General features: G+C 65.0%; 18 protein-coding genes. 9 read left to right on the forward strand and 9 right to left on the reverse strand.

What is annotated here, in order from left to right; translation table 11 throughout:
• Positions 1 to 814: hypothetical protein (locus P5205_02565; protein HSA09230.1), on the reverse strand; the 814-nt coding region annotated here is incomplete at its 3' end.
• 215 nt (positions 815 to 1,029) lie between these two features.
• On the opposite strand from P5205_02565, the gene ppk1 reads away from it, so the two are divergent.
• The 9 genes from ppk1 (at position 1,030) to queG (ending at position 10,293) form a co-directional block, all read left to right on the forward strand.
• Positions 1,030 to 3,201, forward strand: coding sequence for a polyphosphate kinase 1 (gene ppk1 / locus P5205_02570; protein ID HSA09231.1), 2,172 nt, complete (start codon positions 1,030 to 1,032; stop codon positions 3,199 to 3,201).
• Between the two features lie 14 nt (positions 3,202 to 3,215).
• On the forward strand, positions 3,216 to 3,719 hold the full coding sequence (gene sixA, locus P5205_02575; protein ID HSA09232.1) for a phosphohistidine phosphatase SixA: 504 nt from the start codon (positions 3,216 to 3,218) through the stop codon (positions 3,717 to 3,719).
• Between the two features lie 91 nt (positions 3,720 to 3,810).
• Complete coding sequence (locus P5205_02580; GenBank protein ID HSA09233.1) at positions 3,811 to 4,944, forward strand: glycerate kinase; 1,134 nt, start codon at positions 3,811 to 3,813, stop codon at positions 4,942 to 4,944.
• Between the two features lie 83 nt (positions 4,945 to 5,027).
• Positions 5,028 to 5,849 (forward strand): MBL fold metallo-hydrolase, encoded by an 822-nt coding sequence (locus tag P5205_02585; protein HSA09234.1) that lies wholly within the window; start codon positions 5,028 to 5,030, stop codon positions 5,847 to 5,849.
• Positions 5,850 to 5,934: 85 nt separating this feature from the next.
• Positions 5,935 to 6,408, forward strand: a complete 474-nt coding sequence (gene ilvN, locus P5205_02590) for an acetolactate synthase small subunit (protein HSA09235.1) — start codon at positions 5,935 to 5,937, stop codon at positions 6,406 to 6,408.
• Between the two features lie 4 nt (positions 6,409 to 6,412).
• Positions 6,413 to 7,099 carry a hypothetical protein gene (locus tag P5205_02595; GenBank protein HSA09236.1) on the forward strand — a complete coding sequence of 229 codons (687 nt, stop codon included), beginning with the start codon at positions 6,413 to 6,415 and terminating at the stop codon, positions 7,097 to 7,099.
• A gap of 314 nt (positions 7,100 to 7,413) precedes the next feature.
• Positions 7,414 to 8,514 carry a ketol-acid reductoisomerase gene (ilvC, locus tag P5205_02600; protein ID HSA09237.1) on the forward strand — a complete coding sequence of 367 codons (1,101 nt, stop codon included), beginning with the start codon at positions 7,414 to 7,416 and terminating at the stop codon, positions 8,512 to 8,514.
• Positions 8,515 to 8,635: 121 nt separating this feature from the next.
• Positions 8,636 to 9,175 carry a shikimate kinase gene (locus P5205_02605; GenBank protein ID HSA09238.1) on the forward strand — a complete coding sequence of 180 codons (540 nt, stop codon included), beginning with the start codon at positions 8,636 to 8,638 and terminating at the stop codon, positions 9,173 to 9,175.
• Positions 9,172 to 10,293, forward strand: a complete 1,122-nt coding sequence (gene queG, locus P5205_02610) for a tRNA epoxyqueuosine(34) reductase QueG (protein HSA09239.1) — start codon at positions 9,172 to 9,174, stop codon at positions 10,291 to 10,293. The genes P5205_02605 and queG overlap by 4 nt, the downstream gene beginning before the upstream one ends.
• Here queG and P5205_02615 read toward each other — a convergent pair.
• From P5205_02615 to nrfD, 8 genes are all read right to left on the reverse strand, one after another.
• Positions 10,287 to 10,823 carry a cytochrome c gene (locus P5205_02615; protein HSA09240.1) on the reverse strand — a complete coding sequence of 179 codons (537 nt, stop codon included), beginning with the start codon at positions 10,821 to 10,823 and terminating at the stop codon, positions 10,287 to 10,289. The genes queG and P5205_02615 overlap by 7 nt on opposite strands.
• Positions 10,824 to 10,888: 65 nt before the next feature.
• The gene (locus P5205_02620) at positions 10,889 to 11,857 is read right to left on the reverse strand and encodes a cbb3-type cytochrome c oxidase subunit II (GenBank protein ID HSA09241.1); all 969 of its coding nucleotides are present in this window, start codon (positions 11,855 to 11,857) and stop codon (positions 10,889 to 10,891) included.
• Entirely contained in the window at positions 11,854 to 13,332 is a 1,479-nt protein-coding gene (locus P5205_02625) for a cbb3-type cytochrome c oxidase subunit I (protein HSA09242.1), read from the reverse strand. The genes P5205_02620 and P5205_02625 overlap by 4 nt, the downstream gene beginning before the upstream one ends.
• A 15-nt stretch (positions 13,333 to 13,347) precedes the next feature.
• Complete coding sequence (locus P5205_02630; protein HSA09243.1) at positions 13,348 to 13,722, reverse strand: hypothetical protein; 375 nt, start codon at positions 13,720 to 13,722, stop codon at positions 13,348 to 13,350.
• Positions 13,719 to 14,999, reverse strand: a complete 1,281-nt coding sequence (locus P5205_02635) for a hypothetical protein (protein HSA09244.1) — start codon at positions 14,997 to 14,999, stop codon at positions 13,719 to 13,721. Before P5205_02635 ends, P5205_02630 begins: the two co-directional genes overlap by 4 nt.
• A 3-nt stretch (positions 15,000 to 15,002) precedes the next feature.
• Complete coding sequence (locus P5205_02640; protein ID HSA09245.1) at positions 15,003 to 15,653, reverse strand: cytochrome c; 651 nt, start codon at positions 15,651 to 15,653, stop codon at positions 15,003 to 15,005.
• Positions 15,650 to 16,189, reverse strand: coding sequence for a DUF3341 domain-containing protein (locus P5205_02645; protein ID HSA09246.1), 540 nt, complete (start codon positions 16,187 to 16,189; stop codon positions 15,650 to 15,652). Before P5205_02645 ends, P5205_02640 begins: the two co-directional genes overlap by 4 nt.
• A gap of 15 nt (positions 16,190 to 16,204) precedes the next feature.
• Positions 16,205 to 17,644, reverse strand: coding sequence for a polysulfide reductase NrfD (gene nrfD / locus P5205_02650; protein HSA09247.1), 1,440 nt, complete (start codon positions 17,642 to 17,644; stop codon positions 16,205 to 16,207).
• Between the last annotated feature and the right edge of the window lie 77 nt (positions 17,645 to 17,721).

The raw sequence follows: 17,721 nt of genomic DNA on the forward strand, positions 1-17,721 counted from the left end.
GGATGTAGCTGCCGCTGGCGATGACATCGAGGCTGCCGGCAATGACAGTGAATGTGCCGCTGTTGGTGGCCTGGGTGCGCAGGTCGGCATCGCGGATGCCGAAACTGCCGTCGAAGGCCTGCCCCACCAGAACCCCGTCAGGGCCATAAAGCCGTATCCAGGGATTATAGGCCGCAGCGCCCATCCGCAGGACGATGGCATCGCCGGCGTTGGCGCTGAAGGTCCACAAGTCCAGATCGCCGACGAGATTTGTGCCGGTGTGCTGGAAAGCGTTCGTCATGGGACCGCCTTCGTCTCCAGGGGTTAGGAACACCGTGCCAGGCGCCTTGGCCAGCGATAGCCGGTAAGTGCCGGTGGCGCTGGTGCCCACGGCATCGTCCGCAATCAGCGTGAACGTGCCGGTGTTGGTGGCGGTGACGGCAATCTCCGCCGCCAGCGCGCCCTGGGCCGAGGCGATCTGCACCGCGCTCGGGTTTTGCAGCCGGATCCGCGGCGTGAAGCTGCCGGTCTGGGAGATTTCTCCGACCCGAATGACGAGGCGGTCGCCCGTGTTCGCGGAGAAGGTCCAGGTATCAAAGTCACCAGCTGGCGCAATGGTACCGGTGGGTGCCCAGCCGTTGGTGAGCGCCCCCTGGCCATGCACTGGGCTACACCACAATGGCAGCAGGGCAGCTAGCAACCAGAGGGCGGGCGGCGACCAACCGGGTCGCAGGTGCCCCGGCAAGACGGCTTGATTGCTCGTTGAATACTGGCCACCGGCATTCCTCCTGGAGACGGACCACTCCAAGACCACAGAGACAGACTTGATACGCATATTCACAACCTAGGTTCCAAGCAAGGCGCTAATGGGTCTCTTGTCTTCCCGGCTCCTAAACTGAGCCACACCATTCTACCTCACGGATGGCGATACGCAAGCTAAACTGATTTCTCCTATTAGCGCATTCCCATGTGCATGCGCTCTGGCATCGGTCATCAGCATTACTTTGCGGCTTTCCAAACCCACGACAGGCGGATACCTTGCTGGCGGTTGTGGCACCCAGCGCAAAAGCAACGGCTTTCGGCCCGGCTCATTTCATCAATCGAGAACTGAGCTGGCTGGAGTTCAATCACCGCGTTCTGGAGGAAGCTCTCAACCCGCAAACCCCGCTGCTCGAACGGGTAAAGTTCTTCTGCATCGTCAGCTCGAACCTGGATGAGTTCTTCGAAGTGCGGGTGGCTGGCATCAAGCAGCAGATCGAAAGCGAAGTGGTCGAGCGGACGATGGACGGTTTGACGGCCAGTGAGACGTTCCGGGCCGTCGTGAATCGGGTGCGGCGGATGGTCGCGCAGCAGTATGCCTGCTGGCGGGAGGAGCTGGCGCCGGCGCTGGCGCGCAATAACATCCGCCTGCTGGAGCTTCCGGAGCTGGAGGAACCCGACCGGGTTTGGGTCGAGGACTATTACCACGGGCAGGTTCGCCCGGTGCTCACGCCGCTGGCAATTGATCCGGCTCACCCGTTCCCGCAGTTGCTCAATAAGTCGCTCAATCTGATCGTCCGGCTGGAGATGCGCCGGGACCGTGAAGTCCACAAACACAGCGCGGTGGTGCAAATCCCGCGCATTTTGCCGCGGCTGGTGAAGTTGCCGCGCGCGGACGGGCGCGAGGACTACGTGTACCTGAGCCGGCTCATCGGGCATTACCTGGCCGATCTGTTCCCGGGGACGAAGCTGCTGGGTTACTGGCCGTTCCGCGTCACGCGCAACAGCGAGCTCTATATTGACGAGGAGGAAACCGCCAACCTGCTCAAAGCGGTCGAGAACGAGCTGCACAATCGCCGCAAAGGCGACGCGGTGCGGCTCGAGATTGATCACCAGTGTCCGGAGGCAGTGCGCGAACCGCTGCTCAAAACGCTGCGCCTGGGGCCGGAGGACCTCTACTTGGTTGATGGGCCGCTCAATCCGACGCGCTTGATGGCGCTGACCGGAGGGGACCACTCGCCGGAGCTGCGCGACCCGCCATTCGTGGCGCCGGTGGCGGCGCGCCTGCGCCAGCGCCCCGACTTGTTCGCCGCTATCCGCGAGCGGGACATCCTGCTGCATCACCCGTACGAGAGCTTCGACAGCGTGGTCGGATTCCTGCAACAGGCGGCGTCGGACCCGGACGTGCTGGCCATCAAACAGACGCTTTACCGCACCGGCGGCGACCAACGCATCATCGGCGCGCTGGAGAGCGCTGCCCGCAACGGCAAGCAAGTGACGGCAGTGGTGGAATTGCGGGCGCGGTTTGACGAAGCCAACAACATCCTCTGGGCGCGGCAGCTCGAGGAGGCCGGCGTGCACGTTGTCTATGGCCTGGTCGGCTACAAGATCCACGCCAAGAGCTGCCTCGTGGTGCGCCGCGAAGGCCACCGCATCCGACGCTACGTGCATCTGGCCACCGGCAACTACAACCCCACCACGGCGAAGATTTACACGGACCTGGGGCTGTTCACCTGCCGCCCGGAGTTCGGCGAGGACGCCACCAATTTCTTCAACTTGCTGACCGGCATCTGCCAGTTCCAGGGCTTGCGCAAGCTGGTAGTCGCGCCCTTTGACCTCCACCAGCGGCTGCTGGGTTTGGTCGAGCGCGAGACACAGAATGCCCGGCAGGGCTTGCCGGCGCGCATTATTCTCAAGCTCAACTCGCTGGTGGACGGGGAGGCCATCCAGGCACTGTATCGAGCCTCCGAAGCAGGGGTGAAGATTGACCTGATCGTGCGCGGCATCTGCTGCCTGCGGCCGGGGTTGAAGAAAGTCAGCCAGAACATCACGGTGCGGAGCATTGTGGACCGCTTCCTGGAGCACAGCCGCATCTTCTATTTCGAGAACGCTTGCCAGCCGCAGGTGTTCATCAGCAGCGCCGACTGGATGCCGCGCAATTTCTTCCGGCGCATCGAGCTGGCCATTCCGGTGGAGGATGGGGTGTTGCGCGAACGGCTGATTAACGAGGTTCTGGCGATCTCCCTGGGAGACACCTGCAAGGCGCGCTTACTGCAGGCGGATGGGTCCTATCAGCGCGCGGCACCGGCCGGGGGCGGCAAGTCCCGCCGCAGCCAGGTCCAGTTTATGGCCGTGGCCCAGGCGGAAGAGAACGCACCCCTCAAGCCGGCTGACGGCAAGACCCGCTATCCACTCGTCCAGATCGCCCCTTCGCCCTTCGCGACGCCGAAGCGAAAAAAGTAGTTAGCCAATAACTCATGAATCTCTTCATTCTGCGTCACGGTACCGCCGTAGAGCGGGGCACCCCCGGTTACAAGAAGGATGCTGATCGGCCCCTGACCACGGAAGGCGAACGCAAACTCGGGCAGATTGCCAAGGCCATGGAATCGCTCAACCTGTCCTTCGACCACATCTATTCCAGCCCGTACCTGCGCGCGCGGCAAACCGCGGAGAGCGTCGCCAAAGCCCTCGGCTTAAACAGACGGTTGGTGCTTTCTGACACCCTTACGCCCCGCGGCAGCACCAGGAAGCTGATCGAAATGCTCAACCTCTCCCGGCCGGCGCCCGAAAGCGTCTTGCTGGTCGGCCACGAACCTTACTTGAGCGGGTTGATCACGCTTCTGGTATCCGGCTGCGCAGGCTCGTCCGTAGTGCTGAAAAAAGGAGGGTTGTGCAAGCTGGCGACCGAATCCCTCAAGCATGGTCGTTGCGCCGTCCTCGAGTGGCTGCTCACGCCTAAGCAAATGGCTCTGATGGGCTGATGCCCAAGCCGGCCGCGCGCCTCCATGCACAAGCGCTGCCCGGCCTCGAGTTTGGACTTTGGGCCATGGACCTTGGGCCCTAGACTCCCTCATGCCGCTGCGCGTCCTGATCATTCCCGACAAGTTCAAGGGCACCCTCACGGCCCAGGCGGCCGCTGTGGCCATTGCGCGCGGCTGGCGCAGTGCGCGCCCCCGCGATTCCCTTGACCTGCTGCCCATGACCGACGGCGGCGACGGCTTCGGCGAACTTACCCGCGCCCTGCTCAAAGCCAGGACCCGCCGCGTAAAAACGGTGGATGCGGCGCATCGCCCGCGCGCAACCCGATGGTGGTGGGAGCCTCGAACTCGGACCGCCATCATCGAGTCCGCTGGCGTCATCGGACTGGCGGCGCTGCCGCACGGGCGGTTCCATCCCTTCCAACTCGACACGCAGGGTCTGGGCGCGGTGGTGTCCGCGGCTCTGCGGAGCGGAGCAGACCGCTGCTTGCTGGGCCTCGGCGGCAGCGCCACGAACGACGGCGGCTTTGGTCTGGCCCGCGCGCTCGGCTGGAAGTTCCTTGACCGCAACGGCCAACCGATTATGCGTTGGACCAACTTGGATCGGCTGGAGCGCATCGGTGTCCCGCAGCGCCGCCGCCGGTTCGAGCAACTGCTGGTGGCAACTGATGTGCAAAACCCTCTGCTTGGCCCGCGAGGCGCAACTCGCGTTTTCGGCCCGCAGAAGGGCTTGCGCGCCCGTGATTTCGGGCTGGCGGAACGTTGCCTGGGCCGCCTCGCGAGAGTTGTCAGGCGGCAGTTCGGATGCGATGCCGCCCGCGTTCCCGGCGCTGGCGCGGCAGGCGGGCTGGGCTTCGGGTTGATGGCCTTTCTCGGCGCTCGGTTGCAGCCCGGCTTCGACCTGTTCGCCCGGCACGCGGCGCTCGAGCGCCATCTGCGCGCGGCGGACCTGGTCGTAACCGGCGAAGGCGCTATAGATCGCTCCACGCTCATGGGCAAGGGCGTGGGGCGGATTGCCCGGCGCTGCCGCGAACTGAACCTTCCCTGCATCGGCCTGGCAGGTTTGGTCCACCCGAGTCGCGGAATTGAGCAGCACTTCGTCCGGACACACGCCGTGACAAGCCTCACCACCGTGCAGCAAGCCAATGCCTGCCCGGCGCGCTGGCTGGAACAACTGGCCCGGCAGGTGGCCCGATCGTTGGACAAGCGCGCACCCGAAAAGCCGTAGCCGCCGACACAAGACGGTTCCAACTTTCCAGCCCTCTCGCCATCGGCCTTGCACTCGCCTCGCTTGCGGTTAAGTTCTGACGCATGAACCTGGAAGATCACGTAGGGGATATCGTGCGCAAAGCGCGGGCGATGTCCGGGGTGTCCGCCTCCGCCGCCGCGCGCGCGGCCGGATTAACCCAGGAGGAACTTGGGACGCTGGAGGAATCCGGCCAGGCCCCGCGGAAACCCGACTTCGCGGCGCTCGCCCAATTGGTGGGCTTGCATCCCGCCAGGCTGGAGGCCATCGCCGCCGGCTGGCGGCCCGCCGAGCGAGATTTGAGCAACTGGCGCGAGCTGCGCTGCATCACCACCGACACGGGCGGCATGGCGGTCAATTGCTTCCTCGTGTGGGACGAAGTCTCGCGCGACGCGGCACTGTTTGACACCGGCTGGGAGGCGGGGCCGGTGGCCGAGCTGATTGCGGAGAACCAGCTCCAGCTCCGCCACATCTTCATCACGCACGGCCACGGGGATCATGTCGCGGCCCTCGATGACCTCCATCGGCAGTTTCCTAAAACCCGCCTTCATTTCGGCTCCCGCAGCGCTCCGGTGGACCAGCGCAACCGGCCGAACGACTTCATCCACCTCGGCAGCCTGCGCATCACCCACCGCGACACGCCGGGTCATGCCGAAGACGGCACGACTTATATTGTCGGCACCTGGCCCGAAGACGCCCCCCATGTGGCCGTTGTGGGCGACGCGTTATTCGCCGGCTCCATCGGCCGGGGCAACCAATCGTGGACGCTGGCCCGCCAAAAAGTGCGCGAGCAGATTCTCAGCCTGCCCCCCGACACCCTGCTCTGCCCCGGCCACGGCCCCTTAACGACGGTCGCCGAGGAAAAGGACCACAACCCCTTCTTTTGATGCCCAATCCTCCCCGGAGTCGGTTTGCGGTTGACCCGGGACGGCCAGGGTTGTTAGCTATCACCGCCCGTCGAGGCGGGTATCTATGCGACACACTATCTCAGTTCTGGTGGAAAACAAATTCGGCGTGCTGACGCGCGTGGCGGGCCTGTTCAGCGGCCGGGGTTACAATATTGACTCGCTTAACGTCGCGCCGACGCAGGACGCGACCGTCTCGCGCATGACCATCGTCACGCGCGGCGACGATGCCACGGTGGATCAGATCGTCAAACAGCTCAACAAGCTGGTCAACGTCATCACCGTCCACGACTTTCGCGAAGGCGAATCCGTGGACCGGGAACTGGCGCTGGTCAAAGTCTCCGTGGATTCCAAGACCCGCGCCGAGGTGATGCAAATCACCGACATCTTCCGCGCCAAGATCGTGGACGTGCAGCCCAAAAGCCTGACCATCGAAGTGACCGGCGACGAGAGCAAGGTCGAGAAGTTGCTCAGCCTGTTGCAGAACTTCGGCATCATGGAACTGACCCGCACGGGCAAGGTCGCCCTGCCGCGGAGTTAGCATCGTGAAACGAGGTCAGGGTCGGCCCAGTCCACAGCGCGGCCCCCGCCAGAAGGGGATGACGCCGGCGCGCCGGCGCGAGCGCCGCAGCATGGCGGAACTGGTCCAGGGTTGGGACGAGCTGGAGGACGCAGAACGGGAGGCCTGGTGCAAGCGGGCCGCCACGACGCGCATCCACATCAAACGGACGGTGACCCTGTGGAACCTCGGCAAGCCCAGAAGCCGGGCCATGCTGGGCCGCGAACTGTTCATCAAAATCAACCGCGTGCGGGAGGTCTGCGGCGGCGAGCGACTCCGCTTGCCACCCCCGCCCCCGCGGTTCGGTCCCAACGCGGTCAAGGCCGAACTCAAGATCCACCGGGTCAGGGGCCGGTTGGTCATCAAGCTGAGGGTGTCGTGTGCTCCGGTGAACGACATCATGGTCTTCGGCTCGCCCCCGCGCCGCGCCGGCCAGGGCCCCGGCGGCAACTACGCCTTCCTCGGTCTTTTGCCCCCGCCGAAAGACGGCCAGAGCGATATCTCGGAGATGTATTTGACAAAGCTCAAGGAGTGGCGGAGGCTCAAAAGCGCCCAGTACCAAGTGCCGCTCGAAGGTGCGCGGATTTGTATCCGCACTTGGCCGCAAGATAACGGCTGGGAGGGCAGAGGGCTGATGCAGATCAGCCACAGCTTGGTGCCGCGGCGGGGTTAAGTGGACCGGTGGGAGGTACAGGGGCAAATCAAGGACCAATCATGCTCCAATCATGCACTAATGATGCTGTAATCATGCTGCCAACCCCGTCCCAACCCGGCCCTCCCCCTCGTTAAACCCCAACCTCCGTGTCCTGACCTTCCAGTCCCCAGGGCACCATCGGGACCGGTGGCGACGCCCTGCCACTCTCGCCAGGCAAACTGATTCCGCCAACCGCCAAGCGCTGCGACCACACACGTCCCCCACCAATCACCTTGACCCGCCGGAAAAGGCGGGTAGTCTGTCCGGCACACAAACAAAGAACTAAAACATTTATGGCTATCATTAACTTTGGCGGAACGAAGGAACAGGTCATCACGCGGAAGGAATTCCCAATGGCCAGGGCGCGCAAGGCGCTCAAAGGCGAGACCATCGCCATCATCGGCTACGGCGTGCAGGGGCCGGCCCAATCGCTCAACCTGCGGGACAACGGCTTCAAGGTCATCATCGGCCAGGCCAGCGCCTTCAAGCGCGACTGGGACCGCGCCGTCGCCGACGGCTGGGTGCCCGGCAAGACGCTGTTCGAGATTGATGAGGCCGTCCGCCGCGGGACCATCATCCAGATGCTGGTGTCGGACGCCGCCCAGCGCGCCATCTGGCCGCTGGTGAAGAAGAACCTCAAGCCCGGAGCCGCGCTCTACTTCTCGCACGGCTTCTCCATTGCCTACCGCAATCAAACAGGAGTCGTGCCGCCCAGGAACGTGGACGTGATCATGGTCGCGCCCAAGGGCTCGGGCACCTCGGTGCGGCGCAACTTCCTCACCGGCGCGGGCATCAACTCCAGCTTTGCCGTCGAGCAGGACGCCACCGGCCGCGCCAAAGAACGCTGCCTGGCGGTCGGCATCGGCATCGGGTCGGGCTACCTCTTCCCGACCACCTTCAAGCACGAGGTGTTCAGCGACCTGACCGGCGAGCGCGGCGTGCTCATGGGCGCGCTGGCGGGCATCATGGAAGCGCAATACGACGTGCTCCGCGCCCACAAGCACACGCCCAGTGAAGCCTTCAATGAGACCGTCGAGGAACTCACCCAGAGCCTCATCCGCCTGGTGGACGAAAACGGCATGGACTGGATGTACTCCAACTGCTCGGCCACGGCCCAGCGCGGCGCGCTGGACTGGAAGCCGCAGTTCAAGAAGGCGGTGCTGCCGGTGTTCAAGAAGCTCTATGAGCGCGTGAAGAACGGCAAGGAATGCGCGCGGGTGCTCTCGGCCTGCGGCAAGCGTGACTACCAGAAGCAACTCGGCAAAGAGCTGGCGGCCATCGGCAACTCGGAGATGTGGCGCGCCGGCAAAGCCGTCCGCGCGCTGCGCCCCAAAGAACCCGCGCGGCTCATCGCCGCCGGCACCAAAGGCATCGGCGGCCGGGCGGCCAATTAGGACCGCGGTTGCTTAACGAAGCGGCGCAGGCTCCTGAGCCTGCGCTGCCTGCTCGCTTTCCCGGCTTGAACGCGCGGTGAAACTGCGTGCCAAAGCGGAGCGAATGCGTTAACTGATTAGTATGTCTGGCACGCGCTCAATTCATAATCTTGCCCTCATCGGCTTCATGGGAACCGGCAAGTCCTGCGTGGGCCGGGTGGCGGCGCAGGTGCTGCACTTCACGTTCCTGGATACCGACCACGTCATCGAGGCGCGGGCCGGAAAACGAATCAGCGACATCTTCGACCAGGACGGCGAGCCGGCTTTTCGAGAGTGGGAACGGCGGGTGGTGGAGGAGTTGACGCGACGGCAGCGAACGGTGATTGCCACGGGGGGAGGGCTGCCGGCGCAGGAGGGCAACCTCGCGAGCCTCAAGTCGCACGCGCTGGTGGTCTGCTTGTGGGCGTCGCCGGAAGGGATCTATGAGCGGGTGCGGGGACACAACCACCGGCCGCTGCTGAACGAGCCGAACCCGCTGGCGAAGATTCGCGAACTGCTCGCGGCGCGGGAAGCGTTCTACCGCCAGGCGGATGTGCTGGTGAACACGGAAATGCGGTCGGTGCGCGAGGTTGCCCAGCACGTGGTGCACCAGTTCCACATGGCGCAGTCAGCGCACCGATGAAGACGGCTCTGCGGGAGCGGGCGCGTGAATTGGGATTCGATGACTGCCGGGTGACGACCGCCGCCGCGCCGGAATCCGCGGCGCGGTTCCGCCAATGGCTGACGGAAGGGCGCCAGGGCGAGATGGGCTGGCTCGCGCGAAATGTGGAGAGGCGGGTTGATCCACAGCAAGTGCTGCCTGGCGCGCGGAGCATCATCGCGCTGGCGGCCAGCTACTCGCTGGCGGGGCAAGGGGCGAGGAGCGAGCGTCAGGTTCCCACGGCCACCCGAACCTTCAGCGCAGGACCGTCCGACACGCACCACGCACCACGCACCACGCCACTCTCCGTGCCTCCCGCCGGCATTATCGCCCGCTACGCTCGCTACGCGGACTACCATGAAGTTCTGGGCGAGCGACTACGGCAGCTCGCGCAGTTTGTGGACGGCCTGGGCGAGGCGGGCACGCGCTCACTTTGGTATGTGGATACCGGGCCCGTGCTCGAACGCGACCTGGCCCAGCGCGCCGGGCTGGGATTCATCGGCAAGCATACCAACCTCATCAGCCGCCGGTCCGGCAATTGGATACTCCTCGCGGAAATCCTCACCACGCTCGGCATCGAACCCGATGCGCCGGAGAAGAACCGCTGCGGCGCTTGCGCGCGCTGCATCACTGCTTGCCCGACGGCGGCGATTACGGCCCCGTTCCAGCTCGATGCGCGGCGCTGCATCTCTTATCTCACCATCGAACTCAAGGGAGGCATTCCCCTGGAACTGCGTCCGGCCATGAGCGACCGCATCTTTGGGTGCGACGATTGCCTGGCGGTGTGTCCGTGGAACCGCTTCGCCCAGGAAGCGCGGCTGATGAAGGCGCACGCGCGCCCGGACCTGGCACAGCCGGACTTGTTGGAGCTGTTGGCCTTGGACGAGGCCGGCTTCAAACAACGCTTCGCGGGTACGCCGATCGTGCGCGCCCGGCGCCGAGGCCTGCTGCGCAACGTGTGCGTGGCCTTGGGCAATGTCGGCGGGGAGGGCGCGTTGCCGGCTTTGCGGATAGCGGCGCGTGACCCAGAGCCCCTGGTATCGGAGCACGCCCGGTGGGCCATCGAGCAGATCGAGGCGAGGCGCCGCGCCCGCTATTGAATCGCGTTGAGTTGCTCCGCCGTCCAGGGCTGCGTCCGGTTGCCGATCTCTGCCCGCACGGCTTTCACCTGGTCGGGGGTAATGACCGACGCTTTGTTCCCCCAGCTCTGGCGGATGTAAGTGAGAACGGCGGCCAGGTCGTCATCCGGCAGCGCGGCGCCCATCGCGGGCATGGAGAGGTTCCATTCCTGCCCGTTGACCTGGATCGGTCCGGTCAATCCAGCCAAAGGGATGCGGATCACGCGGTTCGGGTTGCCCACAGCCCATTCCGCGCCCGCGAACGGCGGTGCCTGGCCCGGTTTGCCCTTGCCGTCGTTGCCATGGCACAGTCCGCAGAGACCCTCATAGAGTGCTTTCCCCCGCATGACATCTATGCCGCCGCTCGGAGGCTGATAAAGGACCAGCTCCTCAAGCGACCGGTAGGGCGCATAAACCTGCGGGTTGAACCAGCCGCTGTGCTGGTCGAAATACACCATGCCCCAGTAGAGCAGCACGGACAGCAAGACGAGCAGCCAGACAGGAACGGCCACATTGCCCGCCCGGGGTTCGGCTGCTTCGGTGGGCGGTGAGGAAGGTGGTAGTGGCTCAGGGCTCATCACAAGGAGACATTTCTGGTCACCGCGTTGGTGGGAGTTGCGCCCGGTGCGGGGGGTGTGTTCGTTGCGTTCGGCGCTCCGGCCGCGCCCAACTGTGTCAGCGGTGCGCCAAAGAGCGCGGCGTCCGCGCGCAGGCTGGACAGGTAGGCCACGAGCGCCTTCGCGGCCGGCTTGGGGACCACCTCGTAGCCGGGCGGCGGCGCCAGTTCAGCCGGAAGAACCAGCGCCTCCGGCGAGGGCTCAACCCTCACCCTGCGTTGTTCGAACAGGAATCGGTATGGCGGCATGGTTGATCCTGAGACTTCGAGCTGCGGGGCATACAGGTGGCGCAAGTGCCAGTTGGAATCCGGCAGGCGCGCGCCAACATTGGCAAGGTCCGGACCGACGCGCTGCGAACCGGGCATGACTGGTGAGTCAAAGAGAAAATCCTCTGCCACCGAGCGCCGCCGGCCCCAGCCGCGCGTGATGTCGGGTCCCACCGGCACAACCCAAAGCTGGGCTTTGGCTCCGGTGGAATTCAACGTCTTAACCGCGGCATTGGCGGCCCCCCGGGTGGTGCTCCGCAGAACCGCCTTCGGGAGATCTTGCAGCCGCGCGCCGCCGGTCGGGTCTGCGCGGCCGGACTCCAACCCCGGCAACGCGGTCAGGGCGGGCGTCGTGCCGGCCAGGTTCAGCAGCGCCGCCATGGTGGCAGCCTGGTTGGTTCCAGCCTCGGCCAGCGCAACATCCAGGACGGTGCCGGTCTGGCCCGCCTGCTGGCTGTGACAATAGGCGCAACCGTTGGCGCGATACACCTGTAGCCCCTGCTGCGCCGCGCCGGGCCGGGCCACCGGATACGCCACCGCCGCGCCGAGCGTGTTGGTCTGCTGCAAGCGGCCGATCTGCAACTGCGGCGCCAGGATGAAGCCACACCACGAGCTGGCCAGCGCAAAAAAGGCCGCGAGGAAAATTACCGGGCCGCGGTTCATACTCTTACCCCCGCGGCCGGAATCTCTGCTGTCGCCTCGGCCCAGGCCGACACCGCGCGGGCTCGATAGAAACGGAACGCCAACAAGGCCAGGTTCGCCAGAAACAGCAAATGACCCAGCGCCATCAGCAGGTCGCCCATGGTGCTGGCCCGCAGAAATGGCAGGGTCCCTCGCGTAACGTCTGCGAACGGAATAACCGCCTGCTGCAACTTGAGCCCTTGCACGATGCCGCCTGCGGCGAGCGGCACCACGAAGCACAGAATCCCCGCCCCGGCAGTCCAAAAGTGGACGCGCACGAGCTTGCCCGGCGGAAACTCCCTTCCCACCAACTGCGGCACGATGTAATACGCGGCTCCAAACATCACCATCGTGAAGTACCCGTAAGCGTTCAGCAGGTCCCAGGCAGGCGTGAACCAGGTGAACTGCGTGACCCGGCTGACTGCCCGGAACGCCGTCGCCGCCTTCGCCAAACCCGCGACGGCGAACGCGGCGGTGCCGAAACCGATGAACCACCACGATGGGTGGCCCCGGAGCGTCGAGCACTTGCCTCGCACTGTCCGGTGCACATTCAGGAGCACGGCGATGACCGCGATCACCCCCAACACCCTCGTCACCGCGCTTGCCACAGGCATCCACGCCGGCACCGGCGCGCTGGCGGGAATGCCGCCCCAACTACCGAACAGGATCAGAATCCAAAACGCCAATAGCGCGAGATAACGGCTGTGCAGCTCCCGATTGACGAGCTTGGGCACGAAATACAGCGCCGCCGCCAAACCAACCAGCCCGAGCCATACCGCCAGCAGGTTCTCGGAGTACCACCAGGCAATCACCGCCTGCGCCATCCCGCGCGCTCCGGTGCCGGCCAGCAGCAGATTCGCGGTCGCATAGACCCACGGAAACCAGAATAGCGCCGCCAGGATGAACCACTGAGAGACGTAGAGCTGGCGTTCCCGCCGCCGGTGGAAGGTAAGCACGCCCCCGATGCCCACCATCAGGCAGCCCAGGAACAGCAGCGAGGCCGCGTAAGGGGGCATCTCCAGGTTCTCATATCCCGTGCTCCCGCCAGCCAGGATTCCCAGCACGCCCGCAGTCACGCCCAGGTTCCAGCACCCGGCGCCAACAGTGATCAAACCTGGCCTGACCAATGCGGTCTGGCCCAGACGCGCAACCATCCACAACACGACACCCAGTCCCGTCTGCAGGCAGAAGCCGTAAAGCATGGAGTTGACGCTGGCGGGTCGCACGCGCCCGTACGTCAGCCAGCCCGGATCCGCCAGGAAATCCGGCGCGTGAAACTTGATCGAGGCCACCAGCGCGAGCGCCGAGCCGATCACGAGCCAAAGCGCTCCGCTCAAGAAAAGCCACACGAGCGGCAGGCGGCAGGAGGCGTCAATCTCAGCAGGCGTGACACCGCAACGCACCGCCTCGCCGGTATCGGCGGAAGCAGGCGGCGATTCGGGAAGGATGAGACTCATGCAACCGATGGCGGTTTACTCGAAGGGGTTCGGCTTGGCCGGGGCCGCAGGTGGAGCCGCAGTGGCGTTCTCAACACGGGTGATCAGGTTGGAGCGGGCGGCGGGCGGGTTCTGCCATTGGCGCAGCGCGAGCTTCATGGCCTCGGCAATCGGCAGCCGGACGATACCCTTGGTTTGGTCCACCCATCCGTAATTCTCGAGTTCGCTGGCTTCCGCAGCGCGCATTTCCGCCAGTGCCTTCTTGCGGAGCGTCACCCGGTCTTCATCCACCGGTGGCGGCAGGGTGTAATGGCGCATGGCCCAAACTAACGCAGCGACAATCAGGAATGCGCCCAGGATGCCCAGCAGATAGGCGAGCCCGGTCCGCTCGCGAGCCGAGTGAGCTTTCATTGGCCACCTCCCGCCGACTGCGGCTGCGCACCCGACAGCTTGTCGGTTGACCCCGGTTCTTCCTCCAGCAATGCCCCGGGCAAATCCGGGTACAGGCCCATGGCCTCGGCCAGCCTCGGGTCCTTGACGGGGTAAGGCGCGTGGCGATTCAAATCCCGCAGGAACACCCTGGCCAGCACGCCTCCCATGAGCGCCAGGCAGCCCGCGTCGAGCCAGATCCAGCGGAACGCAAAGCCATCCGGATGCAGCACCGGCATGATGTTGAATGACAGGTCCACGTATTGCATCAGCCCGATCCAGACGCAAAGCGGCGCCATGAACCGGAAGACCAGCTTCGCGTCAATTCGCAGCAGGCACAGGAACGGCACGAGGAAGTGCCCGAACACCAGGATCAGGCCCACCGTCCACCAAGTCCCTTTCTCGCGCAGCACGTACCAGAACGTCTCCTCCGCCAGGTTGGCGTTCCAGATGATGAAATACTGGCTGAAGTGGATGTAGGCCGAGAACACCGTGAACGCGAACAGCAGCGAACCCAGGTAGTAATACTGCTCGGGGCCCATGGCGTCCCGGATCAGCCCCTGCCGGTCCAGGATCAGCGCGATGACGTAGGCCGCGGCAATCGCCACCCAAACCGCCCCCGCGAAGTAATAGACGCCATACATGGTCGAGAACCACTGGTGCTGCAAGCCCTTCATCCACATGATCACGCCCAGCGTCAGGGTGAACGCGAAGGCGGCCATCCCCCACGACGAATGGAACCGCAGCCGGTGGGTGCACTGCGCGGAACCGTCCGCATCCTGCTTCAGCGACCAGGACCGCAGCTTCCGGGTGAACAGCGCCCAAACGCCGAAGCACACCACCGCCGCCAGGTAAAACGCCGGACGGGTGAACAGGGGCCACTTCGCCGCCAGCTCGTGGTCGTGCGCCGAATCAATGCTCATCCACGGGTAGATCTTCAGCGCCAGCGCCGCCACGGGCAGGAAGAAGATCGCCATCCAGGGGAACACCAAACACGCCAGGTGCTCGCAAAAGCGCCGGATGCCCACCGACCAGCTCGCGTCGAACAGGTGATGCACCATCACCAGGAACGCCGCTCCCATCACCAGGCTCAGCCAGAACATGAACGCCAGCAGCCACGAGTAGCCGAACTGCTTCAAGTCCAGCACCGCCCCCAGCGCGCAGACCGCCAGCCCGCCGCCAATCAACCAGCCGGGCGCCTTGCGCCACCGGGACAGGTCCAGCGGCGGCAGATGGCCGGAATGGGTATGTGCGCTCATAGTCTATTTCTTCAGCGCTCCGCGCGCCGCTTCGGGCACATCGTCCACCGTGCCGAGCCGGCTCAACTGCAGCGCCCGCAGATACGCGATGCTCGCCCAGCGGTCCCGCACCGGCATGCTGCCCGCGTAGCCCTGCATCAAACCCTTGCCGTGGCTGACCGTGTTGAACAGCTCCCCGTCGGTCAGCTCCACGATCCGCTTGTCGTGCAGGTTGGCCACCACCGCCATGGCGCCGATGCGCTTGGGCACGGCGTTGCCGTCGCCCACCTTGCTGTGGCAGGCAGCGCAGTGAATGTTGAACACCTCCTGCCCGCGCCCCAGCAGATCGCCGGTGACCGGCAGCGGGTTCAGCTCCACGAAGTTGGTCGTGCCCGTGACCCGCCCCGTCGTCACCGGCGAATCCTGCCACGGGTAAACCTGCATCTGCCCGGCCTGGATCGGCTCGCCGCGCGCGATCGTGCCGGCCACCGGCAGGCGCGAGCTCATGCCGTCGTCGAAGAACGCGTTGGCCGTCTGCGGCCGCAGCTTGGGTTGCCGCTCCATGTCCGGGAAGATATACAGCGGCGGCTTGCGCGAATGGCTGCCCCGGAAGCCGAGGACACCCACGGTCGCCAGTACACACAAGGTAAGAATGGCCAGGAAGTAGCGCATCATTCCTCCACCAGCTCGATGTGCCGGCTGCCGGCCTGCTCCAGCAGTTGGCGGGCGGTCGGTTCCGAGTACCTGGGGTCGTCCGTCTCGATCACGAGGAAGAACTTGTCGTGCGTCACCTGCGCGAACCGCCGGTGCTTGAGCAGCGGATGGTGCAGGCGCGGCAGCCGGTTCAGGAACAGCATCCCCAGCACCGCCCCGAACGCCCCCAGCAGAATGGTCAGCTCGAAGCAGGGGATGAATGGGTAGATGGGGCTAAACATCGGCTTGCCGCCGATGAGGATTGGGTAGTCATACGCGTTCATGTACCACACCATCAGCATCCCGCTGCTGTAGCCGGTGGCGCCGCCCAGGAACGAAAACCAGCCCACCCGCGAGTTCCGGATGCCCATCGCCCCGTCCATGCCGTGCACCGGGAAGGGCGTGAACACATCCCACCGCGTGTAGCCGGCGTCCCGCACCCGCTGCGCCGCGTGCAAAATGTCCGCCGCGGTGGTGTACTCGGCGATCAGCCCGTAGGGTTTGGATGTTGTGCTCATAGCCATGCCGCCGGCTTACGCTTCGCGCAGCAGCACCTCCTTCCGGCTGGCCCCGCCCAGCGGATGGTGCGGGTCGGCCTGCGGCGTGACGCCCTTGACCTCCGTCGTGGCGATCAGCGGCAGGAACCGTATAAACAGCAGGAACATCGTGAAGAACAGCCCGAACGTCCCCAGGTAGGTGCACACATCCACCCAGGTCGGCTTGTAGTAACCCCAGTTGCCCGGCACGAAATCCCGGTAGAGCGAGCCCACCACGATCACAAACCGCTCAAACCACATGCCGATGTTCGCCAGGATCGAGATGATGAACACCGCCAGCAGGTTGTGCCGGACCTTCTTGAACCAGAACAACTGCGGCACCAGCGCGTTGAACATCAGCATCGCCCAGCCCCCGTACCAGTATTGCCCGAACAGCCGTTGCCAGAACGTGAACCGCTCATACGGGTTGCCGCTGTACCACGCGATGAAATACTCCATGAAGTAGGCGTAGCCGACAATCGAGCCCGTCGCCAGAGTCACCTTGCACATCAAATCTATGTGCCGCATGGTCACGACCTCTTCCAGCTTGAGCATCGAGCGCAGCGGCACCATCAGCGTCAGCACCATGCCGAACCCCGAGTAGATCGCCCCCGCCACGAAATACGGCGGGAAGATCGTCGTGTGCCACCCGGGAAGCTGCGACACCGAAAAGTCCATGGACACCGTGCTGTGCACCGACAGCACCAGCGGTGTCGCCAGCCCGGCCAGGATCAGGTACGCCTTCTCGTAGTTGCTCCAGTGCCGGTTTGACCCCGTCCACCCCAGCGCGAACAGGCCGTAGCAGAACTGCCGCGCCTTCGTCCGCGCCCGGTCTCGCAGGATTGCCAGGTCGGGGATCAGCCCCACATACCAGAAGAGCAGCGACACCGTGAAATAGGTCGAAACCGCAAACACGTCCCACATCAGCGGCGACCGGAACTGCGGCCAGATGCCGTTCGAGTTGGGAATCGGGAACAGCCACCAGCCGTACCACACCCGCCCGATGTGGATCAAGGGGAATATGCCCGCGCACATCACCGCGAAGATGGTCATGGCCTCCGCCGCCCGGTTGATCGAGGTGCGCCACCGCTGCCGCAACAGGAACAGGATCGCCGAGATCAACGTGCCCGCGTGCCCGATCCCGATCCACCAGACGAAATTGATGATGGCCCAGCCCCACATCACCGGGTGGTTCAGCCCCCAAACGCCCACGCCCGTCGAGATCAAGTAGGCCAGCATCGCCACCATCAGCAGCAGCAAGGTCACGCTGGGAATGAACGCCCACCACCACCACGCCGGCGTCTTGCCCTCGATAATCCCGGCCACCTTGTCCGTGATCCAGCCCGGCGACCGCTGGTTGGCCACCAGCGGGATCCGCTCCAGCTCCGCGGGCGGCGGCGCGACCTGAATCGCCGATCTGATCCCAGCCTCGCTCATCGCAACCCCTCTGTCCTTCGAATGCCAAGGGCGGCCCGCGCTGGGGCGGCGCACGATCGGCTGCGGCTTCCGTCTTG

This window comes from Candidatus Paceibacterota bacterium (assembly GCA_035452965.1).
Taxonomy (GTDB): Bacteria; Verrucomicrobiota; Verrucomicrobiia; order Limisphaerales; family UBA8199; genus UBA8199.

Bases quoted from the DNA above. Each gene is read 5' to 3' on its own strand.
- P5205_02620 (HSA09241.1), bottom strand. From the start codon at position 11,857: ATGAACCGCGGCCCGGTAATTTTCCTCGCGGCCTTTTTTGCGCTGGCC.
- nrfD (HSA09247.1), bottom strand. From the start codon at position 17,644: ATGAGCGAGGCTGGGATCAGATCGGCGATTCAGGTCGCGCCGCCGCCC.
- P5205_02605 (HSA09238.1), top strand. From the start codon at position 8,636: ATGTCTGGCACGCGCTCAATTCATAATCTTGCCCTCATCGGCTTCATG.
- P5205_02625 (HSA09242.1), bottom strand. From the start codon at position 13,332: ATGAGTCTCATCCTTCCCGAATCGCCGCCTGCTTCCGCCGATACCGGC.
- ilvC (HSA09237.1), top strand. From the start codon at position 7,414: ATGGCTATCATTAACTTTGGCGGAACGAAGGAACAGGTCATCACGCGG.
- queG (HSA09239.1), top strand. From the start codon at position 9,172: ATGAAGACGGCTCTGCGGGAGCGGGCGCGTGAATTGGGATTCGATGAC.
- sixA (HSA09232.1), top strand. From the start codon at position 3,216: ATGAATCTCTTCATTCTGCGTCACGGTACCGCCGTAGAGCGGGGCACC.
- ilvN (HSA09235.1), top strand. From the start codon at position 5,935: ATGCGACACACTATCTCAGTTCTGGTGGAAAACAAATTCGGCGTGCTG.
- P5205_02640 (HSA09245.1), bottom strand. From the start codon at position 15,653: ATGATGCGCTACTTCCTGGCCATTCTTACCTTGTGTGTACTGGCGACC.
- P5205_02585 (HSA09234.1), top strand. From the start codon at position 5,028: ATGAACCTGGAAGATCACGTAGGGGATATCGTGCGCAAAGCGCGGGCG.
- P5205_02635 (HSA09244.1), bottom strand. From the start codon at position 14,999: ATGAGCGCACATACCCATTCCGGCCATCTGCCGCCGCTGGACCTGTCC.
- P5205_02645 (HSA09246.1), bottom strand. From the start codon at position 16,189: ATGAGCACAACATCCAAACCCTACGGGCTGATCGCCGAGTACACCACC.
- P5205_02630 (HSA09243.1), bottom strand. From the start codon at position 13,722: ATGAAAGCTCACTCGGCTCGCGAGCGGACCGGGCTCGCCTATCTGCTG.
- P5205_02580 (HSA09233.1), top strand. From the start codon at position 3,811: ATGCCGCTGCGCGTCCTGATCATTCCCGACAAGTTCAAGGGCACCCTC.